Below are 15,710 nucleotides of genomic sequence, written 5' to 3' on the forward strand. Positions count from 1 at the left end.
TATATAGGGATCTAAATTAGGGGAGGTATAGAAATGAAAAACATTTTAATTGTAACAGGTCATACCCACGAAGAAAATTCTGTGGCAAACAAAGAGATTCTCGCGTTGCTTAAAGAAAAATATCCTAAGGCTGAGTTTGATCGTTTGGAAGTGCTCTACGGAGATTATAAAATCAATGTAGAAGCAGAACGAGAAAAGCTCTTATGGGCGGATACGATTGTGATTCAGTCTCCTCTATTTTGGTATTCTTTAACATCTCTGATTATGAGATGGTTTGAAGAAGTGTTTACCTATGGTTGGGCCTATGGAGCAGACACCTATGCAGTAGCTGGTAAGGATATGGTTGTTGGCCTTACCGCTGCTTGTGGTAATGATGAATATGCGTTGCATGGTGATAAAGGCATTACTATTGATGAAATCTTTAAAACCTGTGAAGCTACTTGTAAGTTCTGTAAAATGAATTTTAAAGGAGGCGTCTTTACTGGAAATATGCTGTATACAGGTGAAGATGCACAGCTACAAGTGATTCATAGACAAGCAAAAGAACACTGTGAGCAATTAGTTCAGTATATAGACGCTTAAGTGCGCCATAGGATACATACTATTGCGATATACTAGATACGGTGTATAATTTATATTACTAAGACAGTCATTAATACAGGAATGAGGAACATGAATATAATTGTAACAGGAGGTGCCGGTTTCATTGGATCACATCTAGTAGATAGGTTGATTCAAGAGGGACATCGTGTACTTGTCATTGATAATTTAAGCAGTGGATTGCGGACATTCGTCAATGAACAAGCTGAATTTTTAGAATTGGATATACGAGATGAAAGAATATATGATGTGTTTGAAGACTTTCAACCGGACTATGTATTTCATGAGGCAGCGCAAACAGTAGTAGCAGAATCCATGGTACATCCAACAGAAGATTGTGATATCAATCTAATGGGACTATTGAACTTATTACAAGCCTCAGTTAAAGTGGGTGTAAAAAAATTCCTTATGCCATCCTCTGCTGCTGTATATGGTGATTTAGAGGTATTACCTCTTACGGAAGAATTGGCAGGAGTGCCTCGTTCTTGCTATGGATTGACAAAATTAACTACGGAAGGCTATTTGCGTATTTACCAAGAATCTTTTGGATTATCTTATATTTGCTATCGCTATTCTAATGTATATGGACCACGTCAAGGAAATGGTGGTGAAGGTGGCGTTGTTAGCATTTTCTGCGAACATGTGGCGAATGGTGAATCCATCAAAATTTTTGGTGATGGAGAACAAACACGTGACTTTGTCTATGTAGATGACGTAGTAGAAGCAAATATATTGGGATTGAATAATGATGTAACAGGTGTCATCAATGTGAGTACAGAAACTGGAATTTCTGTGAATGATTTAATCGACACATTAGAAGATATTGCTGGCACTACGGTAACACGTCATTATGAAGAACCGCGCATTGGTGATATTAAACATTCTTTATTGAGTACTGCAAAAGCAAAACAATCTTTAGGGTATATGCCGAAATGGACATTACAAAAAGGACTGGAAAATACCTATCACTATGTGAAAGATAATAGATAACATCATAAGAGCTTTGCGAAGGCAAAGCTCTTTGTTATTGAGGAGGAACTATGCAAATTAATGCAGCTGTACTAGAAGTGTTTGACTTTACGTCGTCTATGTCGGCCTATTCAGATCATCCTATGGATATTACTGAACCAGAGATACAGAGCTATCTTGAAATGCATGTAATGAAAGCGTTACAAGACCCTGGAGCTAGAACTGGTTATATCTCGGACCAAACCCCATGGGGGAGAAAGATTAAAGAATTGGATAATCAAGAAGTAAGCCTTGTAGAGTTTGGTAAAGAACTAGGTGAGACTTTATTTATCTATATGGCACAAGCAATGGACCCTTGTGTACTAGATATGATTGTCTGTGAAGCACAAGGAGAGCAAGCTTACCTTTGTGTTCTTCTTTGTAAAGCCCATGATGGATATACTCACCAATTATATTCAGAAGAGGATGGTTCATTAGCAACAAAATTAGTAGAGCATAGAGTCGTATTACCAACAGTGACACAAAAACTATATGCTTTTGCAAGTATTAAACTTTCTGATTTATCCATTCGTCTCTTTGAGCCGAAAGGAGAATATGATGGAGAGAAAATGCACTTCTTGGAAGAACGAATCTTTCAGGTTACCACGAATCCGTCTTCTAAAGATACAGTGAAAAAAGTACGTACAGTGGTAGATCGAATTTCTAAAGCTCATGAGCAAGATGGTGTGGCAGCTATGGCTAAAACAAAAGAATTACTAGCTAAGAATGCAGAAGTTTCTGATACATTAGAAGCACGACATATTATTGAGCAAGTGTTTAGTACGAACCCCATTCAGCGAGAAGCAGCTATGAAAGAGCTAGCAGAAGAAGATTTACTTGAACCATTGCCAGTGAGTCGGACCTATGCTACAAAAGTGGGGAAGCAACATAAAATTAAAACAGATACTGGTATTGAACTTTCATTTCCAGTAGAATATATGAATGATCGTGAGTTTATAGAAATTTCAACGAATGAAAATGGTACCTTGCGCATTGAATTAAAAAATATTTCAAAGATTACCAACAAATAGGGGGTCTAATGAGTAAAAAAGGACATAAAAAAACAAATGCATTACGCATACTAGATACTCACCATATTGACTATGAAGTGTTCACCTACGAATGGTCTGAAGAACGCGGAGCTGGTATACATGTTGCTGAATCTTTGCATATTCCGCCTGAACAAGTGTTTAAAACATTGGTTGGGAAAGGCAATGTAACAGGTCATGTAGTATTCTGTATTCCTGTAGAAGGGGAACTAGATATGAAACAAGCCGCACGAGTGAGCGGAAATAAATCGGTAGAATTGATTGCGGTAAAAGACTTATTACCGTTAACAGGATACTTACGTGGCGGTTGCTCTCCATTAGGGATGAAAAAAGCATTTCCTACCTATTTTGATGATAGCATTACATCCATTCCTATGGTCTATGTCAGTGCAGGACTTAGAGGGATGCAAGTACAGGTTAATCCACAAGCATTAGTAGATGTAGTAGGTGGCACGATAGCGCCACTGACAATGGGGTAAGTATGGCAAAGAAGTATTATGCTGTTCGAGTAGGGCACAAACCAGGAATCTACGTGACATGGTCTGACTGTGAAGTGCAAGTAAAAGGATTTCCTGGTGCGCAGTATAAGTCATTCCCTACAGAAGCAGAAGCAAAAGCCTATATGGGCTCTATCGATTTACCTAAGAGTGCAGGGATTAAACCGACTAGAACTGGTACAAAGAAAACATCTGCTAGTGCGTCTAAACGTATGAGCGTAGGTGAATACCTTAAGACACAGACTGATAACATAAGTCAAATCGTAGAATCAGATCCTTGTGAAATTCGTGCTTTTATCGACGGCAGTTTTGATAAGCGAAAAGGTGTGGTTGGCTCTGGAGGGGTTATTCTTCTTGGTGCAGAAGAAGTAGAATTTTCTCTTTCGAGTACAGAACCGAATCATGTGGCCTATTGGAATGTGTCTGGGGAATTATTAGCAGCACTTCATGTAGTGGATTATGCACTAGACCATGGGTATACATCATGCTCTCTCTATTATGATTATATGGGCATTGAAATGTGGGCTACAGGTAGATGGAAAACAAATAATCCATTAACAACTAACTATGCGAAACGAATGAAAGAAGCTAGCAAACAACTTCGTATCGATTTTCATAAGGTAAAAGCTCACTCTGGTATCGCCTATAACGACCGTGCAGATGCATTAGCAAAGAAAGGAACGCTACTAAAATAACACTGGTAGGAAATTTCTCATAAAATTCCTTTAATCTCTCCATGATTTGATGTACAATAAAAGTACGATTACAATCATACTGTACATAGGAGGAAACTATGAAACGGATTCAATTAGACTCTGGTTTTGTTTATGATTATACAAATATGATGTTACCTGGTGGGGTGACGGAAGCAGATGTAACAAACTTAGGCACTGCGATTTCTGATGCCTTAGCAGCAGCGGAAGAAACTCGTCATCATGGTGTTGTAAAAGGCCATCTATCCAAAGATGGAGAGCCTGAATTAGTACTTTTTCCACAATTGCCGTATGTAGTGGAAGGACATATTAATAATCCTACTGTGATGGCTCGCCTTGATGCTTTGAAAGAAAAGAAGGTTAGTACTGTAGTCAGCTTTGGTATTGGTGGTTCTTTCCTAGGTGGAAAAGTATTATTTGACGTACATTGTGGGGAGTTTTGGAACTCCATGAGTGATGAAGAACGTAATTACCGCCCACGTATGTATTTCAGTGGTAATAATGTTGACCCTGTACGTACCCAAGAATTAATCAAGCAATTACAAAGAGAATGGAAAGAGCAACAATTTTTAGAAGACCATGCCCATGTACCTAATGAGTATAAAGTGCTATTGGTGCTAATTTCTAAATCTGGTTCTACTATTGAACCAATGACAAATTTCATGATTGTGAAAGAAGCTCTAGAAGTAGCAATGATTAATTATGAAGTGCTAGTAGTGACAGATCCAAGAGATGATGACAAAGAAACGTTGTTACATAAGTTAGCTGTTGCAGAAGGTTGGGGAGACTCCATCTTCGCTGTACCTGATGGCATTGGTGGTCGTTTCTCTGTGTTCTCAGAAGTAGGGTTGGTAATCGGTGCTTTATTAGGATTTGACATTCATGATTATTTAGAGGGGGCTAAAGCAGCAGATATAGCAGCTAAAGAACAAGATGTCTGGAAGAATCCAGCCTTGTTAAGTGCTGTGTTAAAATATATTGGCTCTGAACAATATGGTCGTCATATTGAAGTATTTATGCCTTATGCAGATCGTTTGAAATCCTTATCTGAATGGTATGTACAATTATTAGCGGAATCCTTAGGTAAAGAAAAAGATGATAAATCTGGACACTATGGTCGTACTCCAATTGTAGCGGTAGGTACTACAGACATGCATGCCCAAACACAGGAACATCAAGAAGGTCGCTATGATAAAGTTGTATCTTTTGTAGATGTAGAAAATTGGCATGTGAATCTAACAGTGCCACATATGTATGACCAATATAGTAAACTAGAAGCTTTAGCCGGTCTTGACTTAGGATTTATCAATCGTGCGGCCTTGGCATCTAATGCAGAGTCCTTAGCCAGTGATGGACGATTTAATGGGACCTACCAAGTTCCAACCATGAATGCCTTCCACTTGGGAGAATTGATGTTTACTATGTGCTGGGCCATCTACTTTGAAGGACAATTGGCAGGGGTGGATGCTTTCAATCAACCAGGCGTAGAAGTGTATAAAAAATTATTAGGACCTAAACTTTCAAAAGCATAGGAGAAGTAAGAATGAATATTTTAGTGACAGGTGGCGCAGGGTACATTGGTAGCCATACAGTACGTGCCTTATTAGGAGCAGGTCATCAAGTGGTGATTGTAGATAATTTATCTCGAGGTCATAAGGAGTCGATTCCTGCAGGAGTACCGTTCTATGAAATGGATATTACAGACCCTGCATTAGGTGAGGTTCTAGATACGTATAAAATTGATGGCATTATGCACTTTGCAGCTCATTCCCAAGTTGGTGAATCCATGGTAAATCCATCTATCTATTATGAAAATAATGTAGTAGGGTCCTATCGTTTAGTAGAAACTGCTCGTAAACATGGTGTAAATCGTTTGGTATTTTCCTCTACAGCGGCTGTCTATGGTGAACCAGAAGTAGTACCTATTACGGAAGATGCGAAATGGAGTCCAACCAATGTGTATGGTCGCACAAAATTGATGATTGAAGATATGCTACGTGACTATAGCAAAATTTATGGATTTAAATTTGTAGCACTACGTTATTTTAATGCAGCAGGTGCTGATCCATCTGGTGAAATTGGTGAAGATCATACACCAGAAACACATCTAATTCCACTTATTATTGATGCAGCTTTAGGTAAGCGTGAATCCATCACTGTATTTGGTACAGATTATGATACTGCGGATGGTACTTGTGTACGTGACTATGTACATGTAAATGATTTAGCTTCTGCTCATATTCTAGCTATGGAATATCTGTATAATGGTGGAGAATCAGACGTATTTAACTTAGGTTCAGGTAATGGTTTTAGTGTAAATGAAATTGTAGCGGCTACTAAAGAAGTAACAGGTGTCGATTTCCGTGTTGATTACGGTGAACGTCGTGCTGGGGATCCAGGTACATTAATTGCATCTTCAGAAAAGATTCATGCAAAATTAGGCTGGAAACCAGTTCACAGTACAGTACAAGAAGTGATTCGTGATGCTTGGAATTGGCATCAATTACATCCTAAAGGATATTAATCGTATATAGGAGGGCATGATGAACGTATCATATACGCAAGACCTCTACAACCAAATAAAAAGATATATACGTACACACGGTCGTCTCGTTTTCGGGGCGACCGTTTTATTGTGCCTCATTTGCTATCTAGGTTGGAGAGAATCCGTATGGTCAGAAGTAGAACAGTTAGAAAGTCCTGTACAATCCCATCGTGAAAGTAACAGGGCAGAGGGAGGGAAACAGGGAAATACAGATATAGATTCTGTTCCTTCTGAGGCTAGTCCTAGGAAAAAGCATACTGCTCAAAAGGGGAAACCATCTACAATGAAAGAATCATCAACAAAAGAGGGCTCATCAAATGGCACGTTGATATTCCCTATTCGAAATGTATTGCGTCCCTATCCATTAGTGGACACATTTTCTAAGGAGATAGTAGGAATTAAGGGGAAAGAGATGCAAGGGCTAGATAGTAGTGGTATAGATACTAAGGAAAAAGAAATACGTAGAGGAAGACATATTAAAGAAGGAAATACAGACCATGTGTATCAACCACTAGAGATAAAAAGAACTTCTAAACATCATGATCGTGTACATCATCAAGTGCCAGTGGTTCATCTGTTAGGTATCGTGTATGGAGATGCTCCAGTGGGAGTATTAGAGATTAATGGAAATATATATACAGTACATGAAGGAGAACAGGCTGAGGGTGTACAGGTTATCACGGTTGGAGAGACAAAGGTTCAGGTTCAAATGAATGGGTCTACTCATTGGATAGAATAAAAGTAGGGTGGAAATCTTAGATGTAGTACAAGGTAGAGATATGAAGAAAGGAGACACATATGTGGATGAGAATAGTAAATTATCTTAGAAAGAATGTAGCAATTCCTATCCATCAACCTATGTATCGATGTGGAATGGCATATGTTTTACTACTGACATTCTTAGGAGCTTTCCCTGTAGAGGCAGTTCATATTATGGCTAAAGATATGCCTTTACGAACATTGGTGCAAACCATAGCTAGGACGGAAAAACTTTCAGTAGTAGGATTAGATACATTAGAGGGGAAGGTTACTTTAGAAGTACAAGAAAATTCAGGACAAGAGGCCATTACTAAGTTGGGATCACAGTTAGGTTTTTTAGTCTATAAAGAAGGTGGCACCTTCATCGTAGAGGGGCGCCATGAAGAAAAAGAACGTCGACATGTGCGTCGAATCGTAGCGGAGTCGGCCACCCCTGAAGAATTGAGTAATCTGATTCAATCTGTAGTACCTAAAGAGCATGTACAAGTGATAGCAAGCACCAACGAGGTAATCTATTATGGAACGGTTCATGAAATTTTAGAAGTTGAAAAGCTACTTCGATCTTGGCATGCTACACCAAAACAAGTACAGTTAGATGTGGCGGTATTGGCAATGGAAAAAGGCTATGCTAAAGAACTAGGGGTACAATGGTCATTTCCTGGATTACAAAGTTCAGGGCTTTCCATGCATGGAAAATCTGAATCAGGTATGGAAGGAAATGTTCATATCGGTCATATTCCTAAGGGCACATCGTATTCGTTTTTAGCGCACCCTGAAGTATCTGCTAAAGAAGGAAGTAGTCGTATGGCATTGATTGCAAGACCTAGTATTGTAGCTCTTAATGGAGAGGAAGCAAGCATACTCATTGGTGAACGCGTGCCGGTGACAGTAGAATCCATACAAAATGGTGTCACAAGAACCAGTATTCGCTATGAAGAAGCAGGTATACGATTGCGATGTAAACCATATGTATTACAGGGGAATCACATTGATACTATTGTGGAAGCAGAAGTGAGTAATCCTACTTTGGTCCCTGAAATGAAAGCTTATCGCATTACCACACGGCAAGCAAAAACAAGAGTGCGCATACCTGATGGAGAAACATTGATCATTGGTGGATTGATGGATCGCCGTACCGTGCGACAATGGCAAAAAGTACCTATTTTGGGAGATATTCCACTTATTGGTAAACTATTTCAACATAGTCGTAAAACGAAAGATGAAGTAGAATTATATATTTTGGTTACAGCCAAGGTAATTCCTGAAATTCCCTAAATTTCCTTGCAAAAGGTGGGGATTATTACTATAATAAAGGATAGATTAAAATGTTTCTTTCACAGGAGGTTACCATGAGCTATGTAAAACAGCAAGACCCTAAAGTTCAAGAAATGATTGAATTAGAGTTGGGTCGTCAACGCAACAAATTAGAAATGATTGCATCGGAAAACTTTGTGTCTCAAGCTGTGATGGAAGCACAAGGTAGCGTATTGACAAATAAATACGCAGAAGGATATCCACATAAACGCTATTACGGTGGATGTGAATATGTCGACATGGTAGAAGAGTTGGCTATTGAAAGAGCGAAACAACTATTCGGCGCAGAACATGTGAATGTACAACCTCATTCTGGCTCTCAAGCAAACTTTGGCGTGTACTTTGCCTTATTAGAGCCAGGCGACACTATTATGGGGATGAATTTATCCCATGGTGGACATTTAACACATGGATCTCCAGTGAATGTATCTGGTAAGTATTTTAATATTATTCCTTATGGCGTAGATGCAGAAACAGGTCGCATTGATTATGAGGAAATGCGTAAAATTGCGCAAGAGCATAAGCCTAAAATGATTATCGGTGGTGGCAGTGCTTATTCCCGTCAAATTGATTTCAAAACCATGGCAGATATTGCCCATGAAGTAGGCGCAATTTTCATGGTGGATATGGCACACTTTGCTGGCTTAGTGGCAGCAGGATTGCATCCAAATCCAGTGGAATATGCTGATATTGTAACTACCACTACACATAAAACATTGCGTGGACCACGTGGTGGTATGATTATGTGCAAAGAAGAATATGCTAAAGCGATTGATAAATCTATCTTCCCTGGTATTCAAGGTGGTCCATTGATGCATGTCATCGCTGCCAAAGCAGTTGCTTTTGGTGAAGCATTACAACCAGAATTTAAGGAATATGCAAAACAAATCATTGTGAATGCCCAAACATTAGCTGATGCGTTACAAGAAGAAGGTTTTACTATCGTATCTGGTGGTACCGATACGCATGTATTATTAGTAGACCTACGTACTGTAGGCTTAACTGGTAAAGTAGCTGAACATGTACTAGATGAAGTAGGTATTACATGTAATAAAAATACAATTCCATTTGATCCGGAAAGCCCATTTGTTACATCTGGTATCCGCCTAGGCACTCCAGCGTTAACAACTAGAGGTTTACATGCAGAAGATATGAAAGAAATTGCAAGTATCATTTCTTTAGTATTAAAACAGCCAGAAGATACTGCTGTATTAGCAGAGGCTAAACAACGTGTAGCAACACTTTGTGAAAAATATCCAATGTATGCTTAATTAATAAAAAGGAAGTAAGTAAGATGAACGTAAATGTAATGACACATCCTTTGATTCAACATAAAGTAACGTTGATTCGATCTGTAGATACTGGGACAAAAGATTTCCGCCAATTATTAGAAGAAATCGCTTTGTTAATGGGCTATGAAATCACACGTGATTTGCCATTAGAAGATGTAGAAGTAGAGACCCCATTGGTGAAAGCAATTGGTAAACAAATTGCAGGCAAAAAATTGGGTATTGTGCCTATCCTTCGTGCTGGCTTAGGTATGGTGAATGGTTTGTTAGAATTAATGCCAATGGCAAAAGTAGGTCATGTAGGTATGTATCGTGATCCAAAAACATTGCAACCAGTAGAGTACTATTGCAAATTACCATCTGATTTGGCTGATCGTCGAATTATCGTGACAGATCCAATGTTGGCTACAGGTGGTAGTGCAGCAGCAGCGATTTCTTTATTGAAAGAAAAAGGTGCTAAAGAAATTCAATTAATGTGTCTAGTAGCAGCCCCAGAAGGTGTAGAAGTTGTGAATAAAGCGCATCCTGACGTACGCATCTATGTAGCTGCATTAGATGAAAAATTAAATGACCATGGATATATTTTACCTGGTCTTGGTGATGCGGGAGATCGTATTTTCGGTACGAAATAAACGGTGTTACCCGAAGAGTAGTGCGCGTTTCTTTTCAGTGACGCGCATTATTTTTATAAGAAAGGGTATATATGGCTAAAAAGAAAACAGTTTTTTTCTGCTCAGAGTGTGGAAATGAATCATCGAAATGGTTTGGTCGTTGTACTGCTTGTGGTGCTTGGAATACGGCGGTGGAGGAAGAACTGCAACCGGAAGTTAAAACAAAGCATGTAGCGTCTTATCGACCGGTAAAAGATGAAGATAACAAGCCCAAGGCTTTGACAGAGATTGAGGTAGGCGCTATAGCCCGAATTACATCTGGATATGGAGAAATTGATCGTGTTCTTGGCGGTGGCATTGTACCTGGTGCGTTAATCTTGCTAGGTGGGGACCCAGGTATTGGTAAGTCTACCTTACTGTTACAAGTGTCTGGTCGTATTGCAGAAGAGTCAGGTAAAGTCCTATATGCATCTGGAGAAGAATCAGATATGCAGTTAAAGCTGAGAGCTCATCGACTAGGTATCAATTCTTCCAATCTCTTAGTGCAGGCAGAAACTAATTTAGATACCATATTGAATGAAGCTAAACGAAGTCAACCAATGTTACTTGTGATTGACTCTATCCAAACTATGTATGTAGGTTCTGTAGAATCTGCACCGGGAAGTGTCAGTCAAGTTCGTGAATGTACAGCAAGATTGTTACGCTTTGCAAAAGATCAAGACATTCCAGTCATCATCATTGGTCATGTTACCAAAGATGGTACTATCGCAGGACCTCGTATGTTAGAGCATATGGTAGACGTAGTATTGTATTTTGAAGGAGAACGGTCCTATCAATTTCGTATTTTACGAGGAATTAAAAATCGATTTGGATCTACATCGGAATCAGGATTATTTACCATGGAAGAAGAAGGGTTAGGTGAACTCCTCAACCCATCAGCTACTTTATTAGCAGAGCGATCAGAAGAAGAGACGGGTTCTGCCATAATGGCATACTTAGAAGGAGTACGACCTATCTTGGTAGAAGTGCAGAGTTTAGTGGTATCCACTGCCTTTGGTATGCCACGAAGAACGGCTATTGGGTATGATTTAAATAAGCTGATTTTACTACTAGCAGTATTAGAAAAACGCTGTGGCTTTACCTTAGGTAACAAAGATGTGTATGTTACTATTATTGGGGGCTTAAAAATTAATGAACCTGCTTGTGACCTAGCCATGGCAGTAGCCATAATTTCTAACTTAAAAAATAAGCCTGTACCTCCAGATATGGTGATATTAGGCGAAGTAGGATTGACAGGGAATATTCGTAGTATTCCAAGAATAGAACACCGAATTGCAGAAGCCAAGAAATTAGGGTTTAAACAATTTGTGATTCCTGCTGGGAATGTAAAACAGTTGAAAGGAATACAAGAAGGTATCTCCATACAAGGGGTGACTAGTATTCAAGAAGTGATGAAAAGTATTTTCTAACCCTATGTGCAGAGTCTTTACTATCAAGTATTCATTAAAATTACACGTAGGGCTAGTATACTAAAAAAAGAGGAGGTGACCATATGATCTATAAATTATTGCGCTATGCTATTGCTATTTTATTTGGCAGTATGGGGTACGTCGGAGCAGATGCACTATCAACACTTATGGTATCTATATGGGATGAAAAGATGCTGCAAATGGGTGTATTTGGAATCTCTGCAGTGATGATATTGTACTATACTATAAGTATCTTACTGGCAGCTTTTATCGGCTATTTAGTGTCCCAGTATATTTTGCGTATAGGATTAAGAGTAGCAAAACAAATTGAACGTATTTTAAGTCGAGTTCCTAGTCAACAACTAGTAGCTGGCACGATAGGATTATTATTTGGACTCATTATTGCTAATTTAATTGGTATGGCTTTTGAGCGTGTACCAATTATTGGCTCATACTTACCTATCGCGCTCAGTGCTGTATTGGGATATATAGGGATTCGTTTGGGGATGGATAAAGGGCCAGACTTATATAAAGCTATGGTATCTTATACGTTTAGAGGATTGCTCAATAAGGGTAGATCACCTAAAGAATCTAAAGTAAAAGAAATCCGAACTTGTTCTGCTAAGGTTTTAGATACATCGGTTGTCATTGATGGCCGAATTTTAGATATTGTGAATACAGGATTTTTGGAAGGTCCTTTCATAGTGCCTGTATTTGTACTAGAAGAATTACAAAAATTGTCTGATTCTGCGGATACTTTGAAACGTAATAAAGGCAGACGAGGGTTAGACTTACTACAGACAATGCGTGAAAAATTAACAGAATCTATGGAAATCATAGATGTTGATTATGAAGATCTGTCAGAAGTAGATTTGAAATTGATTCGCCTTAGTATGGATAAACATTGGAAGCTCATAACTAATGATTTTAACCTGAATAAAGTAGCTACATTACAAGGAGTTGGGGTGTTGAACCTAAATGATCTAGCAAATGCTATTAAGCCCAAAATGACGAGTGGTGAAACCTTACTAGTACGTATTATGAAAGTTGGTAAAGAACCACATCAAGGAGTTGCCTATTTAGATGACGGTACTATGATTGTTGTGGAAAATGGTGTAGACTATGTGGATCAAACAGTAAATGTAGTAGTTACCTCTGTATTACAAACCAGTGCGGGACGAATGATTTTTGCCCGTGTAGAGGAATCAAATTCCTAGAAAGGGAGTACCATGATTAGTTGTATCTTATTAGCGGCAGGTGCAGGACGCCGAATGGGCTATACAGAGAATAAAGTGTGTATGCCGTTGGGACAGTATACAGTGTTACAATGGAATTTACATCACATGAAACAATGGGAAGGCTTGGAAGAAGTCATTGTGGTTGTATCGGAAGAAGATCAACTCTCGATTCAAGAACAAGTAGAAGCTATGCAGGTACCGTGGATGGTACAATATGTTATTGGCGGTGCAGAACGACAAGACTCTGTAGCCGCTGGACTTTCACAAGTATCGAATGGAGCAGAGATTGTATTAGTGCATGATGGTGCAAGACCATTGGCGAACAAGGAGTTAGCTCATCGAGTGGTTGAGGGGGCTAAAGTATATGGAGCTGCAGTGCCAGCCATTCCTGTAGTAGATACGATAAAACGTGTGAATGCAGAGGGATATGTAGAAGAAACATTAGTACGTTCTGAATTATATGGAATGCAAACGCCACAAGGGTTTCAAACTGCTATTTTATTAGATGCTTATGTATATGCGGAAGAACACAGATATAAAGGAACCGATGATGTGTCTTTAGTAGAGTTTCAAGGAAATCCAGTGCACATTGTGGAAGGGGATAGAAAAAATATTAAATTAACAGTCCCTGAAGATGTGGCAATTGCTAAGAAGTATTTAGGAGTAGAATCAATGATGCGTATTGGTTATGGTTATGATATCCACCGTTTCAAAGAGGGACGACCTTGTGTATTAGGAGGGGTAACTATCGATAGCCCTATTGGTCCTGATGGGCATTCTGATGCGGATGTGTTGATTCATGCCCTTATGGATGCTATGCTAGGGGCTGCAGGTATGCGAGACATTGGGTATTATTTTCCTCCAGAAGATGATGCTTTCAAAGGGATTTCTAGTAGGCTATTATTAGAAAAAGTGGTACAATTATTAAAGGACTCAAATTTTGGAATCTACAATGCAGATATCATGGTCATTGCAGAAGCTCCAAAATTGAAACCTCATATTGAAAAAATGAAAGAAAATCTAAGTGTGGATTTAGGTATCCCTCTTAGTAGAATTAGTATTAAAGCAACGACAAATGAAGGGTTAGGTGCCTTGGGAAGAACAGAAGGTATAGCCGCACAAGCTGTTGTTTCAATGTATGAAAGAGAGGAGTTATAACTCATGAAAGTTCGTTTTGCACCGAGTCCAACCGGTCCATTTCATATTGGTGGAGCTCGTTCCGCATTATTTAACTATTTATTAGCTCGCAAGGAGCAAGGTACATTCTTATTGCGCGTGGAAGATACTGACCAAGCTCGTTCTACTCGTGAAAGCGAAGAAAACATTAAGGCTGCTCTTAAATGGCTTGGTATGGACTGGGATGAAGGTGTTGATGTAGGGGGCGAACATGGTCCATATCGCCAAACAGAACGTTTAGATATTTACGACAAAGTAACACAACAATTGTTAGAATCTGGTCATGCTTACGAATGTTATTGTTCCCAAGAAGAATTAGATTCTGTTCGGGAAGAGCAATTAGGTCGTGGTGAAACCCCAAAATATAATGGTCATTGCCATCATTTAACGGAAGAACAAAAAGCTGCCTACAAAGCAGAAGGACGTAAACCAACTATCCGATTACGTGTCCCATTGCATGAAACAGTAGCATTTGATGATATGGTTCGCGGTCATGTATCTTTTGAATCTAACGGTATTGGTGACTTCGTTATCGTAAAATCTGATGGAATCCCAGTGTATAACTATGCGGTAGTAGTGGACGATCACACTATGGGTATTTCTCATGTTATCCGTGCGGAAGAACATTTATCTAACACACCACGTCAAATCGTGATCTATAAAGCCTTAGGCTGGGATGTACCAACATTTGGTCATATTTCCTTGATTATGGGCAAAGATGGCAAAAAAATGAGTAAACGACATGGTGCTACCTCTGTTGAACAATACCGTGAGTTGGGATACTTGCCAGAAGCGATTGTGAACTTCTTGGCATTACTTGGCTGGGCTCCTGAAGGAGAAGAAGAATTGTTCACGAAGGAAGAGTTGTGTCAAAAATTCTCCATGGATCGAGTAGCAAAAAATCCTGCTGTCTTCGACATCGACAAATTGAATTACATTAATTTTAACTATATGAAACAATTGACACCGGAAGCATTGTATGAATTATGTTTACCTCATTTGGTGAAAGCTGGCTACGCTAGTGAAAGTCCGTCTGCAGAGGAACAAGCATGGCTCACAATGCTTTGTACTTGCGTGAAAGACCATATTAGTTATGGTGCTCAAATCGTAGATGAAGTAAATATGTTCTTCCAAGATGATATCCTAGAAGATGCAGAACATGCAGAAGAGATTGCAGCTGTGAAAGCAGAAGAATCGTATCCAACAGTAATTGGTGTTTTCAAAGAAAAAATTGAAGCTATGGATGAGATTACCCCAGATGCTGTGAAAGCAGCAATCAAAGCGATTATGAAAGAAACAGGATTAAAAGGCAAATTTGTATTTATGCCAATTCGCATTGCTACGACAGGTCAAATGCACGGTCCTGATTTGAATTATATTATTACCTTATTTGGCAAAGAAAAAGTACTTCGCCGTCTAGGCTAAGTGCATACAAGGAGGCT

15 protein-coding genes are annotated in these 15,710 nt (G+C 39.1%); all 15 read left to right on the forward strand.

Annotation, left to right across the window (positions count from 1 at the left end):
- Nucleotides 1-33: 33 nt before the first annotated feature.
- The 15 genes from EO113_RS00355 to gltX all read left to right on the forward strand — a co-directional run bounded on the left by EO113_RS00355 (nt 34) and on the right by gltX (nt 15,693).
- Entirely contained in the window at nt 34-582 is a 549-nt protein-coding gene (locus EO113_RS00355; RefSeq protein WP_127135192.1) for an NAD(P)H-dependent oxidoreductase, read from the forward strand.
- A gap of 90 nt (nt 583-672) precedes the next feature.
- Complete coding sequence (locus EO113_RS00360) at nt 673-1,590, forward strand: NAD-dependent epimerase/dehydratase family protein (protein WP_127135193.1); 918 nt, start codon at nt 673-675, stop codon at nt 1,588-1,590.
- A gap of 50 nt (nt 1,591-1,640) precedes the next feature.
- Nucleotides 1,641-2,639 carry a nucleoid-associated protein gene (locus tag EO113_RS00365; protein WP_127135194.1) on the forward strand — a complete coding sequence of 333 codons (999 nt, stop codon included), beginning with the start codon at nt 1,641-1,643 and terminating at the stop codon, nt 2,637-2,639.
- Nucleotides 2,640-2,647: 8 nt separating this feature from the next.
- Nucleotides 2,648-3,136 (forward strand): Cys-tRNA(Pro) deacylase, encoded by a 489-nt coding sequence (ybaK, locus tag EO113_RS00370; RefSeq protein WP_127010845.1) that lies wholly within the window; start codon nt 2,648-2,650, stop codon nt 3,134-3,136.
- A gap of 2 nt (nt 3,137-3,138) precedes the next feature.
- Nucleotides 3,139-3,849 (forward strand): viroplasmin family protein, encoded by a 711-nt coding sequence (locus tag EO113_RS00375; protein WP_127135195.1) that lies wholly within the window; start codon nt 3,139-3,141, stop codon nt 3,847-3,849.
- Nucleotides 3,850-3,947: 98 nt separating this feature from the next.
- Nucleotides 3,948-5,399, forward strand: coding sequence for a glucose-6-phosphate isomerase (locus EO113_RS00380; RefSeq protein ID WP_126940742.1), 1,452 nt, complete (start codon nt 3,948-3,950; stop codon nt 5,397-5,399).
- Nucleotides 5,400-5,410: 11 nt separating this feature from the next.
- On the forward strand, nt 5,411-6,391 hold the full coding sequence (gene galE / locus EO113_RS00385) for a UDP-glucose 4-epimerase GalE (RefSeq protein ID WP_126940741.1): 981 nt from the start codon (nt 5,411-5,413) through the stop codon (nt 6,389-6,391).
- A gap of 19 nt (nt 6,392-6,410) precedes the next feature.
- Nucleotides 6,411-7,151, forward strand: a complete 741-nt coding sequence (locus tag EO113_RS00390; RefSeq protein WP_127135196.1) for a hypothetical protein — start codon at nt 6,411-6,413, stop codon at nt 7,149-7,151.
- 65 nt (nt 7,152-7,216) lie between these two features.
- Nucleotides 7,217-8,446, forward strand: a complete 1,230-nt coding sequence (locus tag EO113_RS00395; protein ID WP_206168636.1) for a type II secretion system protein GspD — start codon at nt 7,217-7,219, stop codon at nt 8,444-8,446.
- A 74-nt stretch (nt 8,447-8,520) separates the two neighbouring features.
- Nucleotides 8,521-9,756, forward strand: a complete 1,236-nt coding sequence (gene glyA / locus EO113_RS00400) for a serine hydroxymethyltransferase (RefSeq protein ID WP_126941026.1) — start codon at nt 8,521-8,523, stop codon at nt 9,754-9,756.
- Between the two features lie 23 nt (nt 9,757-9,779).
- Nucleotides 9,780-10,406, forward strand: coding sequence for a uracil phosphoribosyltransferase (gene upp, locus EO113_RS00405; protein WP_126941025.1), 627 nt, complete (start codon nt 9,780-9,782; stop codon nt 10,404-10,406).
- A 71-nt stretch (nt 10,407-10,477) separates the two neighbouring features.
- On the forward strand, nt 10,478-11,854 hold the full coding sequence (gene radA / locus EO113_RS00410; protein ID WP_126941024.1) for a DNA repair protein RadA: 1,377 nt from the start codon (nt 10,478-10,480) through the stop codon (nt 11,852-11,854).
- An 83-nt stretch (nt 11,855-11,937) separates the two neighbouring features.
- Nucleotides 11,938-13,071, forward strand: a complete 1,134-nt coding sequence (locus EO113_RS00415) for a PIN/TRAM domain-containing protein (protein WP_126941023.1) — start codon at nt 11,938-11,940, stop codon at nt 13,069-13,071.
- Between the two features lie 12 nt (nt 13,072-13,083).
- Nucleotides 13,084-14,250, forward strand: a complete 1,167-nt coding sequence (gene ispD / locus EO113_RS00420) for a 2-C-methyl-D-erythritol 4-phosphate cytidylyltransferase (RefSeq protein ID WP_009354150.1) — start codon at nt 13,084-13,086, stop codon at nt 14,248-14,250.
- Nucleotides 14,251-14,253: 3 nt separating this feature from the next.
- On the forward strand, nt 14,254-15,693 hold the full coding sequence (gene gltX / locus EO113_RS00425) for a glutamate--tRNA ligase (RefSeq protein WP_127135198.1): 1,440 nt from the start codon (nt 14,254-14,256) through the stop codon (nt 15,691-15,693).
- The last annotated feature ends 17 nt before the right edge of the window (nt 15,694-15,710 follow it).

This window comes from Veillonella sp. 3913 (assembly GCF_003992235.1).
Taxonomy (GTDB): domain Bacteria; phylum Bacillota; class Negativicutes; order Veillonellales; family Veillonellaceae; genus F0422.

What these genes read in the sequence shown, in the direction of transcription:
- EO113_RS00355 (WP_127135192.1), top strand. Translation starts at nt 34, where the DNA reads ATGAAAAACATTTTAATTGTAACAGGTCATACCCACGAAGAAAATTCT.
- EO113_RS00360 (WP_127135193.1), top strand. Translation starts at nt 673, where the DNA reads ATGAATATAATTGTAACAGGAGGTGCCGGTTTCATTGGATCACATCTA.
- EO113_RS00365 (WP_127135194.1), top strand. Translation starts at nt 1,641, where the DNA reads ATGCAAATTAATGCAGCTGTACTAGAAGTGTTTGACTTTACGTCGTCT.
- ybaK (WP_127010845.1), top strand. Translation starts at nt 2,648, where the DNA reads ATGAGTAAAAAAGGACATAAAAAAACAAATGCATTACGCATACTAGAT.
- EO113_RS00375 (WP_127135195.1), top strand. Translation starts at nt 3,139, where the DNA reads ATGGCAAAGAAGTATTATGCTGTTCGAGTAGGGCACAAACCAGGAATC.
- EO113_RS00380 (WP_126940742.1), top strand. Translation starts at nt 3,948, where the DNA reads ATGAAACGGATTCAATTAGACTCTGGTTTTGTTTATGATTATACAAAT.
- galE (WP_126940741.1), top strand. Translation starts at nt 5,411, where the DNA reads ATGAATATTTTAGTGACAGGTGGCGCAGGGTACATTGGTAGCCATACA.
- EO113_RS00390 (WP_127135196.1), top strand. Translation starts at nt 6,411, where the DNA reads ATGAACGTATCATATACGCAAGACCTCTACAACCAAATAAAAAGATAT.
- EO113_RS00395 (WP_206168636.1), top strand. Translation starts at nt 7,217, where the DNA reads ATGAGAATAGTAAATTATCTTAGAAAGAATGTAGCAATTCCTATCCAT.
- glyA (WP_126941026.1), top strand. Translation starts at nt 8,521, where the DNA reads ATGAGCTATGTAAAACAGCAAGACCCTAAAGTTCAAGAAATGATTGAA.
- upp (WP_126941025.1), top strand. Translation starts at nt 9,780, where the DNA reads ATGAACGTAAATGTAATGACACATCCTTTGATTCAACATAAAGTAACG.
- radA (WP_126941024.1), top strand. Translation starts at nt 10,478, where the DNA reads ATGGCTAAAAAGAAAACAGTTTTTTTCTGCTCAGAGTGTGGAAATGAA.
- EO113_RS00415 (WP_126941023.1), top strand. Translation starts at nt 11,938, where the DNA reads ATGATCTATAAATTATTGCGCTATGCTATTGCTATTTTATTTGGCAGT.
- ispD (WP_009354150.1), top strand. Translation starts at nt 13,084, where the DNA reads ATGATTAGTTGTATCTTATTAGCGGCAGGTGCAGGACGCCGAATGGGC.
- gltX (WP_127135198.1), top strand. Translation starts at nt 14,254, where the DNA reads ATGAAAGTTCGTTTTGCACCGAGTCCAACCGGTCCATTTCATATTGGT.